This window comes from Aeromonas encheleia (genome assembly GCF_900637545.1).
Classification (GTDB): Bacteria; Pseudomonadota; Gammaproteobacteria; order Enterobacterales; family Aeromonadaceae; genus Aeromonas; species Aeromonas encheleia.
The window spans coordinates 1,986,718-2,008,581 of record NZ_LR134376.1; the positions used below are offsets into that span (position 1 = coordinate 1,986,718).

The following is a 21,864-nucleotide window of genomic DNA, read 5'->3' on the forward strand; positions in this document are numbered from 1 at the left end:
TGAATGGAAGACATTCTTGGGATATTGGCGACGCCACTCATCGTCTTCATGGTCATAGTGGCCCCCATCTGGCTGGTGCTGCACTATCGCGCCAAGGGCCGGATTGGTGCGGGTCTCGCCGACAATGAGCGGGAGGAGTTGCAGGGTCTGCTGGTCCGCGCCGAGAAGATGCAGGAGCGGGTCGGTGCACTGGAATCCATTCTGGATGCCGAGGTCCCCGGTTGGAGGAACAAGGTATGAATACCATCTATGGCTGCCATGGCGTGACGTCTGCGTCGGTCGGTACACAGGATTTCATGGCGGATGCGGAAGTCTCCGTCTGGAGGAACAGGGTATGAGCGCCTCGAACAACTCACGCAATCTCTACCGGGATCCCCAGAAGGGCAAGATAGCCGGCGTCTGCGCCGGCCTTGCCGACTACTTCGGGGTGGAGACCTGGATAGTGCGGCTGCTGGCCATCACCGGCCTCATCTTCGCCGGTTTCATTACCTTCACCGCCTACATCGCGGCCTGGTTTCTGCTCGACAAGAAGCCGGTCACCCTCTACGGGGAGCAGGAGGCGGATTTTGCCGAGGTGCGCATGAAGGCACGCAGCTGGCAGGCGGGGGTCACCCCCCATCAGGCGCTCGGCCGCATCGCCCTGGAGCTCGACACGCTCGAGCCCAGACTGCAGCGCATCGAGAAGCTGGTGACCTCCAAGGAGTTCACCCTGCAGCGCGAGTTCAGCAAGCTGTAATGCACCATAAATGACGCCTCGCCGGCCAGACGGGCCGGCGATCTTTAGCGGGAGGATCGAACGAGCCTTGATACGCAACAAGTTAGAGCAGAAGTGGTCTGTGCTGCAGCACAAGGCCTTCGAGGCGGTAAACCGGGTACGGGATCGCCACATCCGGCTGGCGGTCACCGGCCTGTCACGCAGCGGCAAGACCGCCTTCATCACCGCGCTGGTCAACCAGCTGGAACACGCGGCTATCGACGGTCGCCTGCCTCTGTGGGATGCCCAGCGCCAGGGGCGGATCCTGGGGGCGCGCCGCGTCCCCCAGCTGAATGCCCACATTCCCACCTTCGCCTATGAGCGGGGCCTCGACTCCCTGTTTGGCGAGCCGCCCGCCTGGCCGGAGCCGACCCGCGGCGTGGCCGAGGTGCGGCTCGAGATCCGCTACCGCACCCGCCATCCGCTGCGCAAGCACCTGGGGGAGATCTCCACCCTCTATGTGGATCTGGTGGACTACCCGGGGGAGTGGCTGCTGGACCTGCCGCTGCTGGAGCTGAGCTACGAGCAGTGGAGCGAGCAGGTGGCAAACCAGCTGCGCCGCCCCGAGCTGCAAGCACTCGCCAGCAGTTGGCTTGAACCGCGCTGGCAGGCCGAGCAGGCCTTCGAGGAGCGGCCGGCCTGCGAGCTGGCGGCGCGTTACACCTCCTACCTGCATGCCTGCAAGCGCGAGCTGGGGCTGCACCTCATCCAGCCGGGCCGCTTCGTGCTGCCGGGGGAGTATGCCGGGGCACCGCTGTTGCAATTCGTGCCCTGGGTGTGGGACAAACCCGCCTCCGAGCCCGCCGATGGCAGCCTCTACGCCACCTTCAAGCAGCGCTTCGAGCAGTACAAGCAGCACCTGGTGCAGGGCTTCTACGAGCAGCACTTCGCCGGCTTCGATCGCCAGATAGTGCTGGTGGACTGCCTGCAACCTCTCAACGCCGGCGCCGCCAGCTTTGGCGACATGCAGCAGGCAATCGCCCGCATCATGGAGAGCTTCGCCTACGGCAAGAGCAACTGGTGGCGCCGGCTGTTCGCCCCGCGCATCGACAAGCTGCTGTTCGTGGCGAGCAAGGCGGATCACGTGACCCCGGAGCAGCACGCTCCGCTGGTGTCCCTGTTGCAGCATCTCGTGAGCAGTGGCCGTGGCCAGGCCCGCTTCGAGGGGATAGAGACCGAGTGCCTGGCGCTCGCCGCCATCAAGGCCACCGAGGTGGGCAAGGGGCTGGCCAATGGCCGCGAGTTCCCGGCCATCCGCGGCACCAGTCTGGCCGGCGAGCCGCTGCTGCTGTTTCCCGGAGAGGTGCCGTCCCACATTCCCCCCGCCCAGTGGTGGCACAACCAGGGCTTCGATTTTCAGGCGTTTCGTCCCTTGGCGATGAGCCCCCATCAGGCGTTGCCCCATATCCGACTCGACGCCGCGCTGGAGTTTCTGTTGGGGGATCACCTTGAATGAGCGGCCACTCCCTTTGCGGGCGCGGCGCCATGACCGAGCGCTACTGAGGAACCTATTGCGATGAACGATCAGACCAAAGTGCGGACGCCAGACGAGGGCGTCCCGTTGCAAGGCAAGGTGCTGCTGGAGCCTGCGTTTTCGGCGGCGGCAACCGAGCAGGCGCCCGCTCCAGCCCAGCTGCTGGAGGAGGAGAGCTTCGAGCGGCTCGACGAGCTCAATGACTTCGTGGAGCCGGCCCTGACCCTGCGGCCAAGGCGCCGGCACCGGTTGCTGGGCTGGGGGCTGGGGGCGGTCGGTGTGCTCTCCCTCGGCCAGTTTGGCGGCTTCCTCTACGACCAGTTCGTCGCGTCCCCGCTCTGGGGCGGCGCCTGGTTGCTGGCCTCTGGGCTGGTGGTGGTGGGCACGGCCGGGGTCGCGGGGCGGGAGTGGTTGCGGCTGCGCACACTCAAGCGGCGCCAGGATGTGCGCTCCCGCGCCGAAGACTTGCTGGCTCACCAGGGGGTGGGGCAGGGGCAGGCGTTCTGCGAGGCCCTGGCCGAGAAGAGTGGCGACAAGGGACGGGAGGGCTATCAGAACTGGCTCGGCCAGCTCGACGAGAGCCACAGCGATCGGGAGGTGCTGACCCTCTACAGCCAGCTGGTGCTGACCGAGCGGGATAAACTCGCCCAGGCCAGGGTCGCCAAATGGTCGGGGGAGGCCGCGGTGCTGGTGGCCCTGAGCCCGCTCGCCACCGTCGACATGATGCTGATGCTGTGGCGCAACCTGCGGATGATCGAGGACATCGCCGATGTCTACGCCATCGAGCTCGGCTACTGGAGCCGCATCAGCCTCATCCGCCAGGTGTTTCGCAACATGCTCTATGCCGGCGCCACCGAGCTAGTGACCGAGGTGGGCATGGACTTGCTGGGGGCCGAGCTCACCGCCAAGCTCTCCGCCCGCGCCGCGCAAGGGGTGGGGGCCGGCCTGCTCACCGCCAGGCTGGGGCTGCGCACCATCGAGGCCTGCCGCCCGCTGCCCTGGTGCGGCGATGAGAAGCCGAAACTGGGTGAGTTGCGCAAGCGGCTTATCGGCCAGCTGGCGGGCTATCTCAACAAGTCCTGAGCCCGGATAAACGCATAGTGAATGTCACAAATTGTTTACATTTGTGGCCGGCAGCCGACCTCGGGGTCGGCTGCTTTTTTAGGGGCTAAACCGTTACAGTGATCCTGACAACCAACGCAAAGGCGCCGCTCTCTGGCGCGGGATGGAACGGGATCATGGCAAGCCTCTACACAGCACATCAACCGGACGAGCAGGGCCTCATTCATTACACCGATGAAGAGCACGGCACCTGGCAGATCCTGATCGATCGCCAGCTCGCGGCGCTCAAGGGCAAGGCCTGTGACGAATACCTGGCGGGGCTGGCCCGACTCGACCTGCCCCGTGATCGCATCCCGCAGCTGATGGAGATCAACGCCGTGCTGACCCCTGGCACCGGCTGGTCCGTGGTGGCCGTGCCCGCCCTCATCTCCTTCGATCGCTTCTTCTCGCTGCTGGCCCAGCGCCAGTTTCCGGTGGCCACCTTCATCCGCCGCCGGGATGAGCTCGATTACCTGCAAGAGCCGGACATCTTCCACGAGCTGTTCGGCCACTGCGCCATGCTGACCAACCCGGCCTTCGCCCACTTCACCCATGTCTATGGTCAGCTCGGCCTCAAGGCCAGCAAGGAGGACAGGGTCTATCTGGCCCGGCTCTACTGGTTCACGGTGGAGTTCGGTCTGGTGCAGAGCCCCGCCTCCCTGCGTATCTACGGCGGCGGTATTCTCTCCTCCATCGGCGAGACCGCCTATGCTCTCTCCGGTCAACCCAGCCTGCAGCCGTTCGATGCGGTGGAGGTGCTGCGCACCCCCTATCGCATCAACATCATGCAGCCGACCTATTTCGTGCTGCCCAGCCTGGATGCCCTCTACCAGCTGGCGGAGCAGGACATCATGGCCTGCGTGGCTCAGGCGCGTCGCCTCGGCCTGCGAGCGCCGCGTTTCGCGCCAGCGCCCGGCAAACAGGCGAGCTGACGACGGCGCGCAATCCATTCCAACCCATTGTTAATGAAAGGAGTCCCTAATGTCCGAACTGGCAAGCCAACGGTGCGAAGCGTGCCGCGCCGATGCCCCCAAGGTCAGCGAGCAGGAGCTGAGCGAGCTGATGCACGCCATACCCGACTGGCAGCCGCGGGTGGAAAACGGGGAGTTGCAGCTCAGGCGTGAGTTCAACTTTCGCAACTTCAAGGAGGCGCTGGCCTTCACCAATCGCCTCGGCGAGCTGGCGGAGGCCGAGTTCCATCACCCGGCGATCCTGACCGAATGGGGCAAGGTGACCGTCAGCTGGTGGACCCACAAGATAGGCGGCCTGCATCGCAACGACTTCATCATGGCGGCGCGCACCGACCAGCTGCTGAAATAAGCGGCTGGATCAGCGCTATAGACGAGGTGGTCTGCATGGCAAGGTGTTCATCATGGTGGCACGCACTGGCCAGTTGCTGAAATAAGCGCCTGGATCAGCGCTTTAGACGAGGTGGTTTGCATGGCAAGGTGTTCATCATGGTGGCGTGCACCGATCGGCTGCTGAAATAAGCGTCAGCCATTGACTCGGGCCTGTCCGGCGAAAGCGGGGCGGGCCCGCATTTTTATGGGCGAGCGCTCGCACTGGCGGGATCGAGTCTGTATCATCCCGTTATTCAGAGTGTTAGCTAGGAAGTGTGTCCCGAATGCGTCTTGAAGTCAGCTGTGAAGACCGCCTGGGCCTGACCCGGGAACTGCTCGACCGTCTGGTGGAGCACAACATCGATCTGCGCGGCATCGAAATCGATACCACAGGCATCATCTATCTCAACTTCCCCGAGCTGGAGTTTCGAGATTTCCAGCATCTGATGCCGGAGATCCGCCGCATTCCCGGTGTCTATGACGTCAAGACCATCCCCTACATGCCCTCCGAGCGGGAACATCACGAGATAGAGGCGCTGCTCAAGGCGCTGCCGGACCTGGTCTTCTCCCTCGACAGCAAGGGGCGGATAACCCAGGCCAACCAGTCGGCCCTCACCACCCTCGCGCTACCCCAGGAGGAGGTGCGCGGTCTGGCCCTCGGCTCCCTGGTCAAGGGCTTCTCCTTTGCCCGCTGGCTGGAGGCGAGCGAGATCAAGCCGCAGACCTGCAAGCTCAGCCTCGGCGGTGAGGAGTACCTCGGCGACCTGATGCCGCTGTTCGTGGCCGAAGAGAAGGGCCGCCAAGCCCTGGCCGGCGCCGTGGTGGTGCTCAAGTCCGCGCGCCGGGTCGGCATGCACTTCAGCGCGCTGCACGCGGTGGAGGTGGGGGGCTTCGAGCACCTGCAGGCCGAGAGCCAGAAGATGAAAGAGGTGCTGGCCCAGGCCGCCAAGCTGGCGATGCAGGACGCGCCGCTGCTCATCCTGGGTGAGACCGGTACCGGCAAGGAGCTGCTGGCCCGCGCCTGCCACGGCGCCAGCCTGCGCTCCAGCCATCCCTTCATGGCTCTCAACTGTGCCGCCATGCCGGACAACGTGGCCGAGAGCGAGCTGTTTGGCTACGCCCCCGGCGCCTTTGGCAACAACACCGAGGGCAAGCGCGGCGTGCTGGAGCTGGCCAGCGGCGGCACCCTGATGCTGGACGAGATCGGCGACATGTCCCCCCATCTGCAGACCAAGTTCTTGCGGGTGTTGCAGGACGGCGTCTTCCGCCGGGTCGGTGACGAGCAGGAGGTGAGGGTCAACGTGCGCTTCATCTGCACCACCCAGAAGCAGTTGCTGGATCTGGTGCACGAGGGCAAGTTTCGCGAGGATCTCTACTACCGCCTCAACGTGCTGAGCTTAGGCCTGCCGCCCCTGCGCGAGCGCAAGGCGGACATCATGGCGCTGGCCCAGCAGTTCGTCTCCCGCTTCGCCAGCGAGTTGCAGCGGCCCCGCCCGCGCTTCACCCGCAACATGGCCGAATACCTGACCGCCTATCGTTGGCCCGGCAACGTGCGCCAGCTGCGCAACTGCCTCTACCGCGCCATGACCCTGCTGGAAGGGGACGAAATAGGCCCGGAGCACGTGGATCTGCCGGTGGCGGCCGATGCCATGCCGCTCATCGACGAGTGGTTCGAGGGCGGGCTGGATGAGGCGGTGAAGCGCTTCGAGAGCCGGCTGCTGGAGCGGCTCTATCCGGCCTTTCCCTCCACCCGCCAGCTGGCCAAGCGGCTCGGGGTCTCCCACACCGCCATTGCCAACAAGCTGCGCGAATACGGGATCGGCAAGAAGTAAGCCCATGCCTGCCGTTGGTCCGTGGGGCTCACATCCGGGTGGGCCCTTGTCATTAGTACGACACAAGGTGACACAGCCTGCGCGCAGAGCCATGGGTGGCTGGCGCGCGACTGATAAGCTTGATGCCACTCCTCTTTGGCATAGCCCTCTGGCCTCTTGGGCAGACGTGAACAGGCAGGCATCATGCAGTCACATTCTCTGATCCGGGCCATGGCGTGGCTGGCGCTGCTGTTCTGCTCGCTGGCGCTGGCCAGCGTCAGCGAGACCTCGGCCGAGGTGCGCGCCGAGCTGGTGCGCCAGACGGTGCTCGACATCCTTAGCTATACCCGCTGGCCCACCGAGCCTGCCGAGTTGCGCCTGTGCATCGCGGCGCCGACGGAATATGCCGGGGCTCTGCCCTCCATCAAGCAGCAGGCCAACGGCCGCCCGGTCGATGTGCACCGTTACGATCTGGATGACGAGGCCTTGAGCCAGCGCTGTGACGTGCTCTATCTGGGGGTGATGACGAGCGAGCAACGGGTGGCGCTGTTCCAGCGCCTGCGTGGGCACGCCATCCTCAGCATCGGTGAACAGAGCCACGAGTGCATCGCCGATGCGGTGTTCTGCCTGCAGGCCAGCCAGGAGCGGGTGCGCTTCAAGGTCAATCTGGATGCGCTCGCCCGCAGCGGCGTGCGGGTACACCCGGCCGTGCTCAAGCTGGCCAGGGCGGACGAGGACGCACGATGAAGAATCAGATCCCTTCCGAGCAGCGGATCACGTTGCGACAGAGCCTGGGCCGCACCCACATGATGACCTCCCTCACCGCGGTCTGCATGGCCGGCCTGTTCCTGACCATCACCGCCCTGCTGGCGCTGCGCCTCTACGCCGATCACAACCTCGAACTGGTGGCACGCGCCATCAGTTACACCACTGAGGCGGCGGTGGTGTTCCACGACGAGGAGGCGGCGAAAGAGACCCTGCAGGCCATCGCCTCCCACGAGGATGTGGCCAGCGCCCGCATCCAGCTGGCCGATGGCCAGGTGCTGGCGAGCTGGACCCGGGCCATCACCACCCCCTGGTCCAGCCTGGAGCAACAGCTGGCCCACCTGATCCTGCCGGGACCGGTGGAGCTGCCGGTGCTGCGGGAGGGCAAGGAGATAGCGCGGATCCACCTGGTCGGCCACGGCCAATACCTGCTGCGCTTCCTGTTGCAGACCCTGATGGCGACCCTGCTCTGCCTGCTGCTCAGCATACTGGGGGCGCTCTATGTGGCGCACCGCATGCAGTACTCCATCACAGATCCCCTCAAGGCGCTGGCGCAGGTGGCCCACAGCGTCCGCCGTCAGCGCGCCCTCAAGCAGCGCGTCCCGGCGGCCGACATCGCCGAGTTGCATGAGCTCGGGGAAGATTTCAACTCCCTGCTTGATGAGCTGGAGGCCTGGCAACTCCATCAGAAACGGGAGAATGCCAGCCTGCTGCACCAGGCGACCCACGATCCCCTGACGGGGCTCCCCAATCGCGCGTTGTTCGAAGCCCGGCTGGATCAATCCATCATGACCGGTCGCGCCCAGCATGAGCGGTTCGCCCTGCTGTACCTCGATTGCGACCGCTTCAAGCAGATCAATGACAGCCTGGGCCATGCCGCCGGTGACGAGGTGCTGGTGACGCTGGCCAGGCGGATACAGCATCAACTGCGACCCATGGATCTGGTGTGCCGGCTGGGGGGGGACGAGTTTGCGGTCCTGCTGGCGCCGCTGCAGCATGAGCGCGAGGTGCGCGACGTGATGATCCGGATCCAGCAGGCGATGATAGTGCCCGTGGTATTGGGGGATGGCCGCCATCTGGTGGCCAAGGTCAGCGTCGGCTATGCCATGTTCCCCGAGCAGGGGCTGACCGCCGATGAGCTGCTGCAGCACGCGGACAGTGCCATGTATCAAGCCAAACGACAACGCAGGGAGGAGGTCACCGACCACAAGCTGAGTATTTGATGTTTTTGCAGGCAAAAATAACAAAAGGACTATAACAATGAAAATTTTCAACCTGATGAAGGTGGGTCTGTTCGGGCTCTCGTTGAGTGCGTTGGCGGCTTGCCAGAGTGCGCCTCAGGGTCTCACGGCAGAGCAGGTGACCGTGCTCAAGGAGCAGGGCTTCCACCTCACCGATGAGGGCTGGACGCTGGACATCTCCAACAAGGTGCTGTTTGCCAACAACGTGGGCGCACTCAACCCCAATACCCGCCAGGTGGTGGAGAAGCTGGGCAAGGCCCTGCTGGACGTGGGCCTGAACCGGGTCAGGGTCGACGGTCATACCGACTCCAACGGCGAGGCGGCCTACAACGAGCAGCTCTCCCGCAAGCGGGCCCAGTCCGTGGCCGACGTGCTGGCGTCGGTGGGGATGCCGGCGGCCAACCTGGACATTCGTGGTCGTGGCGAGCAGGCGCCAGTCGCCGACAACGGCACCGCCGCCGGACGGGCGGAGAATCGCCGGGTGGCCATCATCATCGGCAACGGCTGATCCCACCCCAGTCGCAGTGCATTCGCCGCCTCCGGCCGTCGCCCGAGGCTGGCAGCAAGGCTCCCCGCTAGCCTGAATGCGTGTGTGTCCGCTCTCCTGTCGATGACCCCGATGCCGACAGGGGAGTGGTTCTCCGCCAGTACACTCTCTCCTGAACCGACCTTCGCTCAACAAACCCCCTGGCTGATGCCAGCCCGAGGGATAAATGGCGGCCCAGTGCCACAGACTTGATCTGGCACAAGCTCACCATTGAGTGATATTCGTTATCATTTGCATTATTTCCAAATGGTAACCGCCAGTGACGACAGCACAGCTCACCCCGACCATGACCGGGCTCTCGACTCCCGATCCCCTCAAGTTTGCCTTCACCGCCAAGACCTCGGCCCACGCCAGCCGGGGCGGCATTCGCCCCTTGTCGCTGGATGACGCCGCCTGGCAAGGCTGGTGGCAACAACCGAGCCAGGCGCAGGAGCGGGCGCTCTACATCCACATTCCGTTCTGTCGCAAGCGTTGCAGCTTCTGCAACTTCTTCGAGAATGGCGCCAATCCGGCGCGCATGAGCCGCTACATGGCGGCCCTGTGTGACAGCCTGCAGCGGGCCGCCGAGTCCCGCCTAGGTCAGAGTCGGCCCTTCTCGGCCGTCTACGTGGGGGGCGGCACCCCGACCGACATGGCGGCAGAGGATCTGGCGCGCCTAGCCACGGCGATCCGCCGTTTTCCCTTGAGTGAGGATGCGGAGCTGACCCTGGAGGGGCGGCTCAACGGCTTCGATGACGAGAAGTGGCAGACCGCGCTGGCGGGGGGCTTCAACCGCTTCTCGTTTGGCGTGCAGAGCTTCAATACAGAAGTGCGCCAGCAGGCGGCCCGCTTCGATGACAGGGAGACCCTGCTCGATCGGCTGGCCGAGCTGACCCGAGATGATGCAGCCGTCATAGTGGCGGATCTCATCTTCGGCCTGCCGGGGCAGGATGACGCGGTCTGGCGCCAGGACATAGCGGACGTGATGGCGAGCGGGGTGCACGGGGTGGATCTCTATCAGCTCATCGCCATGGCGGGTACCAATCTGGAGCGGGCGCAGGAGAAGGGCAGGCTCGGCTGGTCGGCCGACGGCCAGCAGCGGGCCGGCATGTATGCCTATGGCGCCCAGACCCTGGAGCAGGGAGGCTGGCAGCGGCTCTCCAGCAGCCACTGGCGGCGGGGGGAGCGCGAGCAGAGCCGCTACAACCAGATGGCCAAGCGCGGCGCCGAGATCCTCCCCTTCGGCGCCGGCGCCGGGGGCAATGTGCAGGGTCATGGCCTGATGTACGGCCGGGATCTGGCGCTCTGGCACGAGGCGCTGGCGAGCGGCGTGCGGGCGCCCGGCATGGTGATGGGGCGCAATCCCAACGCGCACATCGACGGCCTGCTGCGCGGCGCCCTAGATACCGGCTGGCTCGCGCTGACCCGGCTGCCACCATCACTGCGGACGCACCTGTTGCCGCTGTTTCAGGCATGGCAACGGCACGGGCTGGCGGAGTTGATGGAGGAGCGGCTTGAGCTGACCCTGGCGGGGCGTTTCTGGAACGTCAATCTGCAGGCCGGGCTGTTCGAGTTCCTGCAGCTCAACCCGCTGGATGGCGGGGCAGCGAGCGGCGCTCATCCGGCAGAGGCGGTGCGGCACTCGCTGGTGTAACGGGCTGGGATCAAGACGAGGAGGGGACGAAAAGGGGGCCGATTGAAGGCCCCCTTGTTTATCTATGGGTTGTGCACCTCTTCGACCCGCACCCGCAGATGCCCCTCTGCGAGGGTGGTGACCAGCGACTGCCCGGCGCTCACCTGGGCGGCGCGGCTGATCACCTCACCACCCTGTGTGCGGGTGATGGAGTAACCGCGCCCCAGGGTGGCGAGCGGGCTCACCCCGTCGAGGCGGGCGCTTAGCATGGCGAGGCGATGGTCGGCGAGACTCTGGCGCTTGGCCATCAGGGCGAAGAGGCGCTCCTCGGCCAGCTGGTGACGGCGCTTCCCGGCGGCCAGCAGCTTTTCCGGGCTCCTGGCCTGCAGCCGCAGCTCCAGGTTGGCGAGGCGCCGCTCCCCCTGATGCAGGCGCTGGTTGAGCAGCTGCTGCAAACGGCTGGAGAGCTCGTCCAGCCGTTGGGACTGCTGTTCCAGCCGACGTTTCGGATCCTGATGGTCGAGCCGCTTTTGCAGCAGCGCGAAGCCGTGGCGGGCGGCGGTCTGGTGGCGGCTGATGGCCTGGGTCAGCCGCTGCCCCAGGTGGGTGAGGCGCTGTGCGCGGGCGCCCTGATCCGGCGCCACCAGCTCGGCGGCGGCGGAGGGGGTGGGGGCGCGCAAGTCGGCGGCGAAGTCGCTGATGGTGACGTCCACCTCGTGGCCCACCGCGCTGATGACGGGGATGGTGGAGCCTGCGATGGCCCGGGCCACCGCCTCCTCGTTGAAGCACCAGAGATCTTCCAGTGATCCGCCGCCGCGACCGACGATCAGCACATCCACCTCGGCGCGGCGGTTGGCCAGATGGATCGCCGCCACTATCTGACCGATGGCGGCGCTGCCCTGCACCTGGGTCGGGTAGATGAAGACCGGCAGATCCGGGGCGCGGCGCTCAAGCACCGTCAGCATGTCGTGCAGGGCGGCGCCGGTGGCGGAGGTGACCAGTCCCACGGCGCGGGGCTCGCGCGGCAGCGGCCGCTTGCGGCCCTCGTCAAACAGCCCCTCGGCGCCAAGGCGGCGCTTGAGCTCCTCGAAGCGCAGGGCCAGCATGCCATCGCCGGCGGGTTGCATCGACTCGATGATCAGCTGATAGTCGCCGCGCGGCTCGTAGAGGGAGACCCGCGCCTGTACCAACACCTGCATGCCATCTTGCGGGCGGAACGGCACCCGGCGGTTGTTGCCCTTGAACATGGCGCAGCGCACCTGGGCCGAGATGTCTTTCAAGGAGAAATACCAGTGGCCCGAGCTTGGCATCGCCAGGTTGGAGAGCTCCCCCGTCAGCCACACCAGCCCCAGATCCTGCTCCAGGATCATGCGCACGGCGCTGTTGAGGCGGGTGACGGTAAAGATCTGTTGCTGCTTCTGCTGGCGGTCGTCGAGGTGGTTCAAGGCAGATCCTGCTGGTGCGCCCCTCTCCTTGGCAAGGCCGAGGGGGATGAAAAAAGGAGAAAGCGAATGGGGCCATCTTACCCCAGTTTGGACGCTGAGCCGAGCCTGTCGCTCGGCCCCGTCATGACTAGCGTTCGACTTCCGGGTTCACCCTGGGCTGGCTCCTGGCCGGGCTGACCACCAGCCAGACCGAGAGGCAGACGATGACGCCGCCGATGATGAAGCCCTCGGTGAGGGTCTCGCCGAGCACCAGATAGCCCCAGAAGATGCCGAACGGCGGGATGAGGAAGGTTACCGTCAGGGAGCGCAGCGGCCCGATGTCGGCGATCAGCCTGAAATAGAGCAGGTAGGCGAGGGCGGTACAGACGAAGCCGACGGCCAGGATGCTGGCCCACACCTCGGGGATAGCCCAGTTGACGGCGGGCCCCGCCGTCATGGTGTAGCCGAAGAAGGGCAGCAGAAACACGCAGGCGCCCAGCTGGCTGCCGAAGGCCACCAGCTTGGCATCGAGGCCGCCCTGCTCGGTGATCCAGCGGCGGGTCAGGAAACCGGCGCAGCCGTAACAGGCGGTGGCAAACAGGCAGGCCAGCACGCCGATGATCACGTTGCCGCTCAGGTGCACCTCGCCGGTGGTGGTGATGAGGGCGATGCCGACGAGCCCCAGCATCACACCGAACCACTTGCGCGGGCTCAGCTTCTCGTCGAAGAACGAGAAGCCGATCATGGCCCCCATCAGCGGGGTGGTCGCGTTCAGGATGGCCGAGTAGCCGGCCGGCAACCAGAGCGCGGCGATGGCGTACATCAGAAAGGGCACACCTGAGTTGATGATGCCGAGCAGCATGGCGGATCTCAGCTTGCCCTTGAACCTCATGGGGGTGCGCAGCAGCAGGAGCATGACGGCGAGCCCGATGAGGGCGAACAGAACCCGCAGGAAGGTGGTATTGACCGAGCCGAACGCCGGCGCTGCGATGCGCATGAACAGGAAGCTGGCGCCCCAGATGGCCGCCAGTACCAGCAGCCTCACATAATCCGATGTTCTCATCTTCTCTCCTTGAAATCATGGGGCTCACGCCAGCGCTCTGACATGCAGATCCCGCATCATGCAGGGATGCCCCGCGTCTGACAACCGGGTGATGGGGAGGCAAACAAGCAAGGCACCACCTGGGTGATGCCTTGTTGCCAGCGTCGCTTCGATTCGCACTGACCTAGGGCGATCACTCGGCCTCGGGTTGGCTGACAAAGGCGATCTTGTGCAGGCCATGCTGAGAGGCCAGGGCCATTACTCTGGCAATGGTGCCGTATTCGACACTCTTGTCGATGCGCAGCTGGATCTCGGGGAGCTCCTGCGCCTTCTGGTCGACCGCGCTCATCTGGGCGATCAGGGCCGCCTCGTCGACCGGCTTGTCATTCCAGTACATCTTGCCGGCCCCGTCGATGGAGAGGCTGATGTCGTCCTGTTTCGGCTGATTGGCCTGGCTGCTGGCCTCGGGCAAGTCGAGCTTGACCGCGTTGGTCAGCAGGGGGGCCGTGATCATGAAGACGATCAGCAGCACCAGCATGACATCGATCATCGGGATCATGTTGATCTCGGAGAGGGGTTGATCGTCCGAGTCACTGGATAATTTACCAAATGCCATTATCCGCGCCCCTTCCTGGCTTCACGCTCGGCGAGCTGGGTGACCTTGGGCGAGGCCTGCTCGAACCCGGTCACCAGCAAGGCGAAGAGGTCATAGGCAAACTCGTCGAGAGCCGCCAGCTTGAGGCGATTGCGGCGCACGAAGAAGTTGTAGATGAGCACCGCCGGCAGGGCGACGGCGAGGCCAAAGCCGGTCATGATCAGCGCCTCTCCGACCGGACCCGCCACCTTGTCCAGGCTGCTCTGGCCGGCGCTGCCGATGGCAAGCAGGGCATGATAGATGCCCCACACGGTGCCAAACAGCCCGATGAAGGGGGCCGCAGAGCCCACGGAGGCGAGCAAGGTCAGGCCCTGTTCGAGGCGGATCCGCTCCAGGGTGATGGCCTGGCGCAGGGCGCGCAGCAAAAAGTCGTCGGGGGATCCCAACTTGAGGGAGACGGCCCGCTCCTGCGCCCTGTCAAGCTGAGCCACGGCCGCGAGGGCAGCACGCGTCACCCGGCCATAGCCTTCCTGAGGCGGCGTCTGGGCGAGCTGGCGCTCCATCTCCTGCACGCTGGCGTGTTGCCAGAACTGGCCCACGAACTGGGCATTGAGGCGCTGCTCGCGATAGCCGAGCCAGAGTTTGAGCAGGGCGTAGTAACAGGTAGCAAGCGACATCAGCACCAGCAAGATCAATGGGATAAGGCCCACTCCCGTGTTCTGGCTGAGCAGATGAGCGATGCCCATCCCGTTCGTTTCGATTTCCGGATTCATGGTTATGTCCCTAACTTGAAGATGATGGTGACCCCGGTCCAGGCCGCGACGGCGGCGTTATTCTGCCTGGCCGGGATGAAGCGCCAGCGGCTGACCGTCTTGCGGGCAACCATGTCCAGGCGCCGGTAACCGCTGCTGTTTTCGACCTCGACCGACTCGGCCGTGCCCTCCTTGCTGACGCGAACCTTCAACACCACACGCCCTTCCTCCCCTCGTCTGCGTGACTCATGAGGATAGGGGGGCTCAGGGTTGTTCAAGCTGGCATCGCGGGCAATGGGGGCGCTGCTGCCCCCGCCGGACCCAGTCTGGTTCGTCTTGGCAGGTGCACTGCTGCTGCCGCTCTGGTGATTGGCCGTATTCAGCGGCGCGGCGGGCGCCGCTGGTGTCGTTACCGGCTGAGCCTTGGTGACGGGTTTGACCAGGGGGGCTGGCTTGGGCGGTGCCTTTGGCACAGGCTTGGGAGCGGTTTTCTTGACGATCGGCTTGACCGGCTTGTGCTGAACCGGCGCGGGCTGCTTGACTACCTTCGGCTGTGCCGGGGTGGGCGCTGGCGCCGCCGGTTTGCCCGGCGCGTCATCCTTGTTCGACTCCCCGGCCCAGCGGGCAGACAGGGTGAGGGGCTCGGGCGGCTGGATGGGGGCGGAGTGGCTCCCCTGCATCAGCCACAGGATGGCGAGGTGCAGGAGCGCGGCGATGGCCAGGCAGGTGAGCTGGACAGGGCCAAATGCCATCTTGTCGCGGCCGATGGCCGGTCTCATTGCACAGGCGCTCATCGACCTGCTTCCTTCCTGATCGTCATGTTCGTACTCAAATGTCTATGAAATAGGCGCCAAAGCCAGCCTTTGGCGCTCAGCATGCGCCACTTCAGGGCCTGCAAACAAGAAACATTATCAATCGCGTTTTAATCACCGGAGCCTGGATCGCGAGGGGGAAGAGTTGGCGTCGAGAGCCCTGGAAAGAGGGCGAGGCGGGAGCAGAAATGAAAGCGCTATCAATCACATCTAGCCAATCCCGAGGTCGATTGTGGTCACATTTTGCACTCATCTGCCATGAATAGGCCCGCCTGCGCCCTAGACTGACCGAGCTCATCTGAAGACAGGCGGTAGCGGATGGGGGGCATGCCGGGACGCATGCCCGGCCTCACACACAAAAGAATAAAGGACTATCAATGGCTAGATGGATAATGGCTGCCGGCCTGTTGGGGGCGCTCGTCATATCGCCGGCCACCATGGCGGCGGAGTGGTTCTTCCGTGGCACCGCCAATGGGTGGTCGGCGACCCACATGGTCTCGACCGACGGCGTCAATTACGACACCTGTCAGCTGTTCCAGAGCGGGGATGCCAGCGGCGGCCCGCGCTTCAAGATCGACAGATACGGCAACTGGCAGCAGAGTTACCCGGCGGCCGATTACGCGGTCAGCGCCAACACCCACTACCGGATCCGCATCAACGCCGGCAACCAGGCGATCACTGCCACGGCGGTCGACAGCTGCACCTCGTCCGGCTTCGCCAAGACATGGCCGCAACTGCAGGTGCGTGGCACCTTCAACGGCTGGAGCAGTGTGCCCATGCAGCTGGTGGCCGATCACCTGTGGCAGGCCGAGGCCTATCTGGATGGCAAGACCAACCAGCGCCTCAAGTTCGATCAGGCAGGTGACTGGGTGACCAGCTTCGGCGACAGCAACGCCGATGGGGTGCTGGAGCCCGGCGGCGGCGACATCTTCTGGAGCGGGACCGGCACGGTGCGCTTCCAGGTCAATGATCAGACGCAAGCCTACAGCATCACGCCCCTGGGGGATGACAACCAGCCGCCGCTGGCGGTCATCAGCCCGGGCGGCACGGTCCGAGTCGCACTGGGGGCGGCGCTGACCCTGAGCGGCAGCGACTCCACCGATCCCGATGGCCAGGTCACCGGCTACCTCTGGAGCAGCGGCGAGAGCACGGAGAGCATAGTCGTCAACACCAGCCAGGCAGGCACCTTCACCTATGGCCTGACGGTCACCGACGATCAGGGGGCCAAGGCCGGCAGCAGCGTCAGCGTGGTGGTCGGGGAGGCCGTCGCCGGCGACAAGTGGTACTTCCGTGGCACCCCGAACAACTGGGGTCTCACGGCGATGACCAGCCTGGATGGGGTGAATTTCTGCACCGAGCAGGCCTTTGGCAGCAGCGATCCCCGCTTCAAGATCGATCGCAAGGGGGACTGGACCGAGGCCTACCCGGCTCAGGACTACAAGGTGGCGGCCAACACCGGCTATCGCATCTGCTTCGATGCCCAGCGCAAGGCGCTGGATGTGGCGCCGCTGGCCGGGGTCGATACTCAGGCGCCGACGGTCAGCGCGACCCCGCCCGCCGGCAGCTATGCCCAGGCGCAGTCAGTCAGCCTGACGGTGAGCGACGATCAGGACGGTGCCCCCAGGCTCTACTTCACCCTGGATGGCAGCACGCCCACCACGAGCTCCACGCGTTACGCCGGACAGTCGATCGACGCCAGCGACAAGGGCAGCGGGGCCGATCTGGTGATCAATACCCTGGGCATAGATGCCAGCGGCAATCAGCAGACCCAGAGCTTCAGTTACCATATCGGTGAGCAGGGGGTGGCCAGCGGCGATTTTCGGGGCGAGAGCATCTACTTCCTGCTGACCGCCCGCTTCTATGATGGCGATGCGGGCAACAACTATTACAACCGGGATCGCTACAAGGCCGGGGATCCCCACTGGCGCGGCGACTTCAAGGGGCTCATCGGGAAGCTCGACTACATCAAGGATCTCGGCTTCACCGCCATCTGGGTGACGCCGCCGGTGGAGAACCGTTCCGGCCTCGACTACCACGGCTATCATGCCTATGACTTCTACCGGGTCGATCCCCGGCTGGAGTCGCCAGGCGCCGGCTACCGGGAATTTATCCAGGCGGCCCACGGCAAGGGGCTCAAGGTGATACAGGACGTGGTCATCAACCACTCCAGCCAGTACGGCCTGCGCGGCAAGGTGTGGATCGATCGCCTGCCGGTCAAATACTACGTGCCGACGGGCTCAAGCCAGGGGTTGATCAACAACGGTCCCTACCAGGGCAACCTGGGGGATTACGCCACCCTCAACCGCTGTGACGATGACAACCCGGCGGCGCCCGACTGGTACAAGGCCCGCTGTCAGTCCGATCCGGCAGGCCTGGTGCCGCTGGTGGATCCCAAGAGCGGCAGCAGCGTGCCGAGCGCTGGTTACAACCCGAACCGCTTCTTCGGCATCGATGCCCAGGGGCTGGATCCGAGCTGGTATCACCAGGACGGTTTCATGTCCGGCGGCGACTGGGAAAGCCCGCTCGCCCTGCAGCGCAAGCACATGGCGGGTGACTGCATCGATCTGGCGACCGGCAACGCCAACGTCAAGGCGTATCTCAACGGCGCCATCCACCAATACCTCGACATGGGGGTCGACGCCATCCGCATCGATACCCTCAAGCACATAGAGCGCGACGAGCTACTCAGCTATGTCCATGACTGGCAGGCCCACAAGCCGGGGCTGTTCGTGTTCGGCGAGAACCTGGTGAAGGGCACGGGCTGGGGCTCCGAGTTGGCCAACGACAACGCCTCGGCGGTGATCCGCCCCTGGTGGTATACCCGCACCACAGCCAACCCGGCCAATCCCCGCGCCGGCGGCGACTCCGGGCTGTCGGTGCTCGACTTCTCCCTGTTCTCGACCTTCCGTGACAACGTCACCAAGGGCAGCTTCGGCGGGGTGGGCGGCATCTTCGGCATGGATTGGGTCTATGGGGATGCCACCAAGCTCATCACCTTCTTCCAGAACCATGACGTGGGGCCGGACAACGACTTCAAGTACCGTTATGGCGGGGAAGAGGGCAATGCGGCCATGACCTACAACCTGCTGTGGACGGCGCGGGGCATCCCGACCCTCTACTACGGGGAGGAGGTGATGTTCCAGTCCGGCAAGCCGCAGGACATCGATGGAGCCACCATGACGGTGGATCAGACCGGCCGCGCCTACTACGGCGAGGTGCTGGACAACCCGGCGACCCCATCACACCCGCTCTACCAGCACATCAAACGCCTGAACCAGATCCGCAAGGCGGTGCCGGCCCTGCAGAAGGCGCCCATGAGCCAGGTCAACGAGTGGGGGAGCGGCATCAGCTTCGTGCGCGATCTCGGCGCCGAGGGCAGCTATGCGGCGGTCGGCCTGGCCGCGAACTCGGCCCAGCAGATCACCATCAGCGGCATCCGGAACGGCAGCTACACAGAGGCGGTCACCGGCAGCACGTTAACGGTCGGCAATGGCACGCTCTCGTTCCAGGTACCGGCCTATTCCGCCCGTGTCTGGGTGCTCAACGGCCCCGGCAAGATAGGGGTCGACGGCAAATATCTGAAGTGATGCACAGCCCGTCAAAGAGTCGGCCCGCGGGCCGACTTTTTTGTCTCCGTTCACCCCTGGTGGGAGGGGGAAGCCAACCTCTCATTGCACCTTAATGGCGCACCTGCACTTTTATGGTGCGCTTGTGGTGCATCATGCCACGCCGATGGTTACCCCATTTGCTCAAGACGGCGCCTCGCTCAGGGGGGCTCCGGGATCACCTCTCCCAGTCTCAGGCCTGATAGGGCAAGCCTTGCCGGCCTATTGACCCCAGCGGTGAGGGGGAAAATGCAGACTCCCGGCGTGGGCATCTCTTCTGGCATCGCAGTTATGCTGCCCCGCTGGATCCTCAGGTTTTTTAGTTGGTCGTATCATCTGGTTTAAATGTTAAATTTGGCGTTTAAATTCAAATAAACAATAGTATGCGGATTCTTGTTCCGACTGGCGTCGTTCTTGCTGCAGCATGTCGTGGGCGCGTTCTATGGAAAGGACGTCTCCTTGTACGCTATCGAATGCATCCCTCATCGGCAGAAGCCCAGGGGGAATTGCCGAGTGGGAAAGAGTCCCAATGTTGTAATTGAAAGGAGCCATATGGCCAATGATATGACCCTGCAGTCGCCGCTCTCAGCTGGCAAGGGACTGGCTCATAGCCTCAAGGATGATGTCTATGGCATGGTGCTCGGCGTCATGTTCATCGCCGTGGGCCTGAACCTGCTCAAGTGCTCCGGCATGATCACCGGCGGCATCGCGGGCATAGCGCTGCTGCTCGCCCATGTCAGCAGCCTGCCCATCGGCCTGCTGTTCTTCCTGGCCAACCTGCCTTTTCTGGTGTTCAGCTACTTCACCATGGGGCGGGGCTTCATGCTCAAGACGCTGGTGGTCAACGTGGCGCTCTCGGCCGCGACCCAGGGGGTGCCGCTGCTGCTGACGGTGAGCTACATCCACCCGCTGTTTGCCGCCTTGGTGGGGGGCACCTTCCTCGGCATGGGGGTGTTATCCCTCGCCCGCCACAACGCCTCGGTGGGGGGCATAGGCGTGGTGACGCTCTGGTTGCAGAGGCGCGCCGGCATCAACGCAGGCAAGAGCCAGATGCTGCTCGATGTGCTGGTGTTTGCGCTCTCCTTGCTCACGCTGCCGCTGCCCTTGCTGCTCTGGTCCACCCTGAGTGCGCTCGCCATGAACGCCATGCTGATGAACTGGCACAAGCCCGGCCGCTATCAGGGCGGCTGAGTGGCAGCCATGGGAGAGGCGCGGGGGAGGGGAATTGTTAAAAAGTGATCCGACGGGCGGTTCGTGGCAGATGGGATGCCAACGGCAAAAAAGATCATCATGTCGCGAAAAATGGCATGATTACGCCTGAATTTATTGGTTTTTTACCCCGTTGGTGGCGTTAAACCGGGCTACCCCATAAAAAATTCAAAAAACTTCTTTACCAGTGGCCAATGCATGAGTAAAATTTGTCGGCAATATTTTACACCCCCACTCCTCAACGGTGAGATATTGCCATGCTCAGGATTGCCAAAGAAGCGCTGACCTTCGACGATGTATTGTTGGTTCCAGCCCACTCCACTGTTCTTCCTAATACAGCCGATCTGCGTACCAAGCTGACGTCTGCTATCTCCCTGAATATCCCGATGATTTCCGCTGCCATGGACACAGTGACCGAAGCCCGTCTGGCTATCGCACTGGCCCAGGAAGGCGGTATCGGCTTCATTCACAAGAACATGTCCATCGAGCAACAGGCCTTCGAAGTGCGCAAGGTCAAAAAGTACGAGAGCGGCGTCGTTTCCGACCCTGTGACCGTACGCCCTGACATGACCATCGCCCAGATCAAAGAGCTGAGCCTCAAGAACGGCTTCGCCGGTTACCCCGTGGTGACCGAGGGCAACGTGCTGGTTGGTATCATCACCGGCCGTGACGTGCGCTTCGTGATCGATCTCTCCCAGACCGTCGAACAAGTCATGACCCAGAAAGATCGTCTGGTCACCGTGCGTGAAGGGGCCCCTCGCGAAGAGGTGGTCGCCCTGATGCAGAAGCACCGTATCGAGAAGGTGCTGGTGGTCGATGCCGACTTCAAACTGAAGGGCATGATCACCGTCAAAGACTTCCAGAAAGCCGAGCGCAAGCCGAACGCCTGTAAAGACGAGCGCGGCCGCCTGCGCGTCGGCGCCGCCGTCGGTGCCGGTGCCGGCAACGAGGAGCGCGTCGCCGCCCTGGTCGAGGCCGGTGTGGATGTGCTGCTGATTGACTCCTCCCACGGCCACTCCCAGGGCGTGCTGGATCGCATCAAGGCGACCCGCGATGCCTACCCGGATCTGCAGATCATCGGCGGCAACGTCGCCACCGCCGCCGGCGCCCTGGCGCTGGTCGCCGCCGGCGTCAACGCCGTCAAGGTCGGCATAGGCCCGGGCTCCATCTGTACTACCCGCATCGTGACCGGTGTCGGCGTGCCCCAGATCACCGCCATCTCCGACGCCGTGGACGCGCTGGAAGGCACCGGCGTGCCGGTCATTGCCGATGGCGGCATCCGCTTCTCCGGTGATGTGGCCAAGGCCATCGCCGCAGGCGCCAGCTGCGTCATGGTGGGCTCCATGTTCGCCGGTACCGAAGAGGCACCGGGCGAGATCGAGCTCTACCAGGGCCGCTCCTTCAAGTCCTACCGTGGCATGGGTTCTCTGGGCGCCATGTCCAAGGGCTCCAGCGACCGTTACTTCCAGACAGACAACGCCGCCGACAAGCTGGTGCCGGAAGGGATCGAAGGGCGGGTGCCGTACAAGGGCCGCCTGAAAGAGATCATTCACCAACAGATGGGCGGCCTGCGCTCCTCCATGGGATTGACCGGCAGCGCCACCATCGACGAAATGCGCACCAAGGCTGAGTTCGTGCGCATCTCGGGGGCCGGGATGAAAGAGTCCCACGTCCACGACGTGACCATTACCAAAGAAGCCCCCAACTATCGGATGGGCTGATAAAACGGGGCTCTGGCCCCGTTTTCACACCATTTTTATCCCACACTTTTTGTGACAAC

General features: G+C 64.3%; 19 protein-coding genes. 14 read left to right on the plus strand and 5 right to left on the minus strand.

Annotated elements, in window-relative coordinates; translation table 11 throughout:
* The first annotated feature begins 3 nt into the window (after window positions 1-3).
* The 11 genes from pspB to hutW all read left to right on the plus strand — a co-directional run bounded on the left by pspB (window position 4) and on the right by hutW (window position 10,666).
* Complete coding sequence (gene pspB / locus EL255_RS09250; RefSeq protein WP_042653638.1) at window positions 4-240, plus strand: envelope stress response membrane protein PspB; 237 nt, start codon at window positions 4-6, stop codon at window positions 238-240.
* Window positions 241-334: 94 nt separating this feature from the next.
* The gene (gene pspC / locus EL255_RS09255) at window positions 335-736 is read left to right on the plus strand and encodes an envelope stress response membrane protein PspC (RefSeq protein ID WP_042653639.1); all 402 of its coding nucleotides are present in this window, start codon (window positions 335-337) and stop codon (window positions 734-736) included.
* Window positions 737-803: 67 nt separating this feature from the next.
* Window positions 804-2,210, plus strand: coding sequence for a YcjX family GTP-binding protein (locus tag EL255_RS09260; RefSeq protein WP_042653640.1), 1,407 nt, complete (start codon window positions 804-806; stop codon window positions 2,208-2,210).
* A 60-nt stretch (window positions 2,211-2,270) separates the two neighbouring features.
* Window positions 2,271-3,311, plus strand: coding sequence for a YcjF family protein (locus EL255_RS09265; protein WP_042653641.1), 1,041 nt, complete (start codon window positions 2,271-2,273; stop codon window positions 3,309-3,311).
* Window positions 3,312-3,466: 155 nt separating this feature from the next.
* Window positions 3,467-4,261: a phenylalanine 4-monooxygenase gene (gene phhA, locus EL255_RS09270; RefSeq protein ID WP_042653642.1), complete on the plus strand. Its 795-nt coding sequence runs from the start codon at window positions 3,467-3,469 to the stop codon at window positions 4,259-4,261.
* 49 nt (window positions 4,262-4,310) lie between these two features.
* The gene (locus EL255_RS09275; protein WP_042653643.1) at window positions 4,311-4,649 is read left to right on the plus strand and encodes a 4a-hydroxytetrahydrobiopterin dehydratase; all 339 of its coding nucleotides are present in this window, start codon (window positions 4,311-4,313) and stop codon (window positions 4,647-4,649) included.
* 304 nt (window positions 4,650-4,953) lie between these two features.
* Window positions 4,954-6,501 carry a transcriptional regulator TyrR gene (gene tyrR / locus EL255_RS09280; protein ID WP_042653644.1) on the plus strand — a complete coding sequence of 516 codons (1,548 nt, stop codon included), beginning with the start codon at window positions 4,954-4,956 and terminating at the stop codon, window positions 6,499-6,501.
* Window positions 6,502-6,684: 183 nt separating this feature from the next.
* Window positions 6,685-7,227, plus strand: coding sequence for a regulatory sequestration protein YfiR (locus tag EL255_RS09285; RefSeq protein WP_170176002.1), 543 nt, complete (start codon window positions 6,685-6,687; stop codon window positions 7,225-7,227).
* Window positions 7,224-8,468: a diguanylate cyclase DgcN/YfiN gene (locus EL255_RS09290; protein ID WP_042653645.1), complete on the plus strand. Its 1,245-nt coding sequence runs from the start codon at window positions 7,224-7,226 to the stop codon at window positions 8,466-8,468. Before EL255_RS09285 ends, EL255_RS09290 begins: the two co-directional genes overlap by 4 nt.
* Window positions 8,469-8,505: 37 nt before the next feature.
* A complete protein-coding gene (locus EL255_RS09295) occupies window positions 8,506-8,994 on the plus strand; it encodes an outer membrane lipoprotein YfiB (protein WP_042653646.1) in 489 nt (162 codons plus the stop codon).
* Between the two features lie 325 nt (window positions 8,995-9,319).
* On the plus strand, window positions 9,320-10,666 hold the full coding sequence (hutW, locus tag EL255_RS09300) for a heme anaerobic degradation radical SAM methyltransferase ChuW/HutW (protein WP_042653647.1): 1,347 nt from the start codon (window positions 9,320-9,322) through the stop codon (window positions 10,664-10,666).
* Window positions 10,667-10,728: 62 nt separating this feature from the next.
* Here the strand turns inward: hutW and xseA are convergent, their stop codons facing one another.
* From xseA to EL255_RS09325, 5 genes are all read right to left on the minus strand, one after another.
* Window positions 10,729-12,015, minus strand: a complete 1,287-nt coding sequence (gene xseA / locus EL255_RS09305) for an exodeoxyribonuclease VII large subunit (RefSeq protein WP_408608805.1) — start codon at window positions 12,013-12,015, stop codon at window positions 10,729-10,731.
* Between the two features lie 202 nt (window positions 12,016-12,217).
* Entirely contained in the window at window positions 12,218-13,132 is a 915-nt protein-coding gene (locus EL255_RS09310; RefSeq protein WP_042653649.1) for a DMT family transporter, read from the minus strand.
* Window positions 13,133-13,304: 172 nt separating this feature from the next.
* Window positions 13,305-13,727: an ExbD/TolR family protein gene (locus EL255_RS09315; RefSeq protein WP_042653650.1), complete on the minus strand. Its 423-nt coding sequence runs from the start codon at window positions 13,725-13,727 to the stop codon at window positions 13,305-13,307.
* The gene (locus EL255_RS09320) at window positions 13,727-14,479 is read right to left on the minus strand and encodes a MotA/TolQ/ExbB proton channel family protein (protein WP_042653651.1); all 753 of its coding nucleotides are present in this window, start codon (window positions 14,477-14,479) and stop codon (window positions 13,727-13,729) included. The genes EL255_RS09315 and EL255_RS09320 overlap by 1 nt, the downstream gene beginning before the upstream one ends.
* 2 nt (window positions 14,480-14,481) lie before the next feature.
* Window positions 14,482-15,252 carry an energy transducer TonB gene (locus tag EL255_RS09325; RefSeq protein WP_042653652.1) on the minus strand — a complete coding sequence of 257 codons (771 nt, stop codon included), beginning with the start codon at window positions 15,250-15,252 and terminating at the stop codon, window positions 14,482-14,484.
* A 395-nt stretch (window positions 15,253-15,647) separates the two neighbouring features.
* Between EL255_RS09325 and EL255_RS09330 the strand changes: the two genes are divergently transcribed.
* The 3 genes from EL255_RS09330 (at window position 15,648) to guaB (ending at window position 21,805) form a co-directional block, all read left to right on the plus strand.
* Window positions 15,648-18,857 carry an alpha-amylase family glycosyl hydrolase gene (locus EL255_RS09330; RefSeq protein WP_232018933.1) on the plus strand — a complete coding sequence of 1,070 codons (3,210 nt, stop codon included), beginning with the start codon at window positions 15,648-15,650 and terminating at the stop codon, window positions 18,855-18,857.
* A 570-nt stretch (window positions 18,858-19,427) separates the two neighbouring features.
* A complete protein-coding gene (locus EL255_RS09335) occupies window positions 19,428-20,066 on the plus strand; it encodes a YitT family protein (protein ID WP_042653653.1) in 639 nt (212 codons plus the stop codon).
* Window positions 20,067-20,341: 275 nt separating this feature from the next.
* Window positions 20,342-21,805: an IMP dehydrogenase gene (guaB, locus tag EL255_RS09340; protein ID WP_042653654.1), complete on the plus strand. Its 1,464-nt coding sequence runs from the start codon at window positions 20,342-20,344 to the stop codon at window positions 21,803-21,805.
* Window positions 21,806-21,864: the final 59 nt, after the last annotated feature.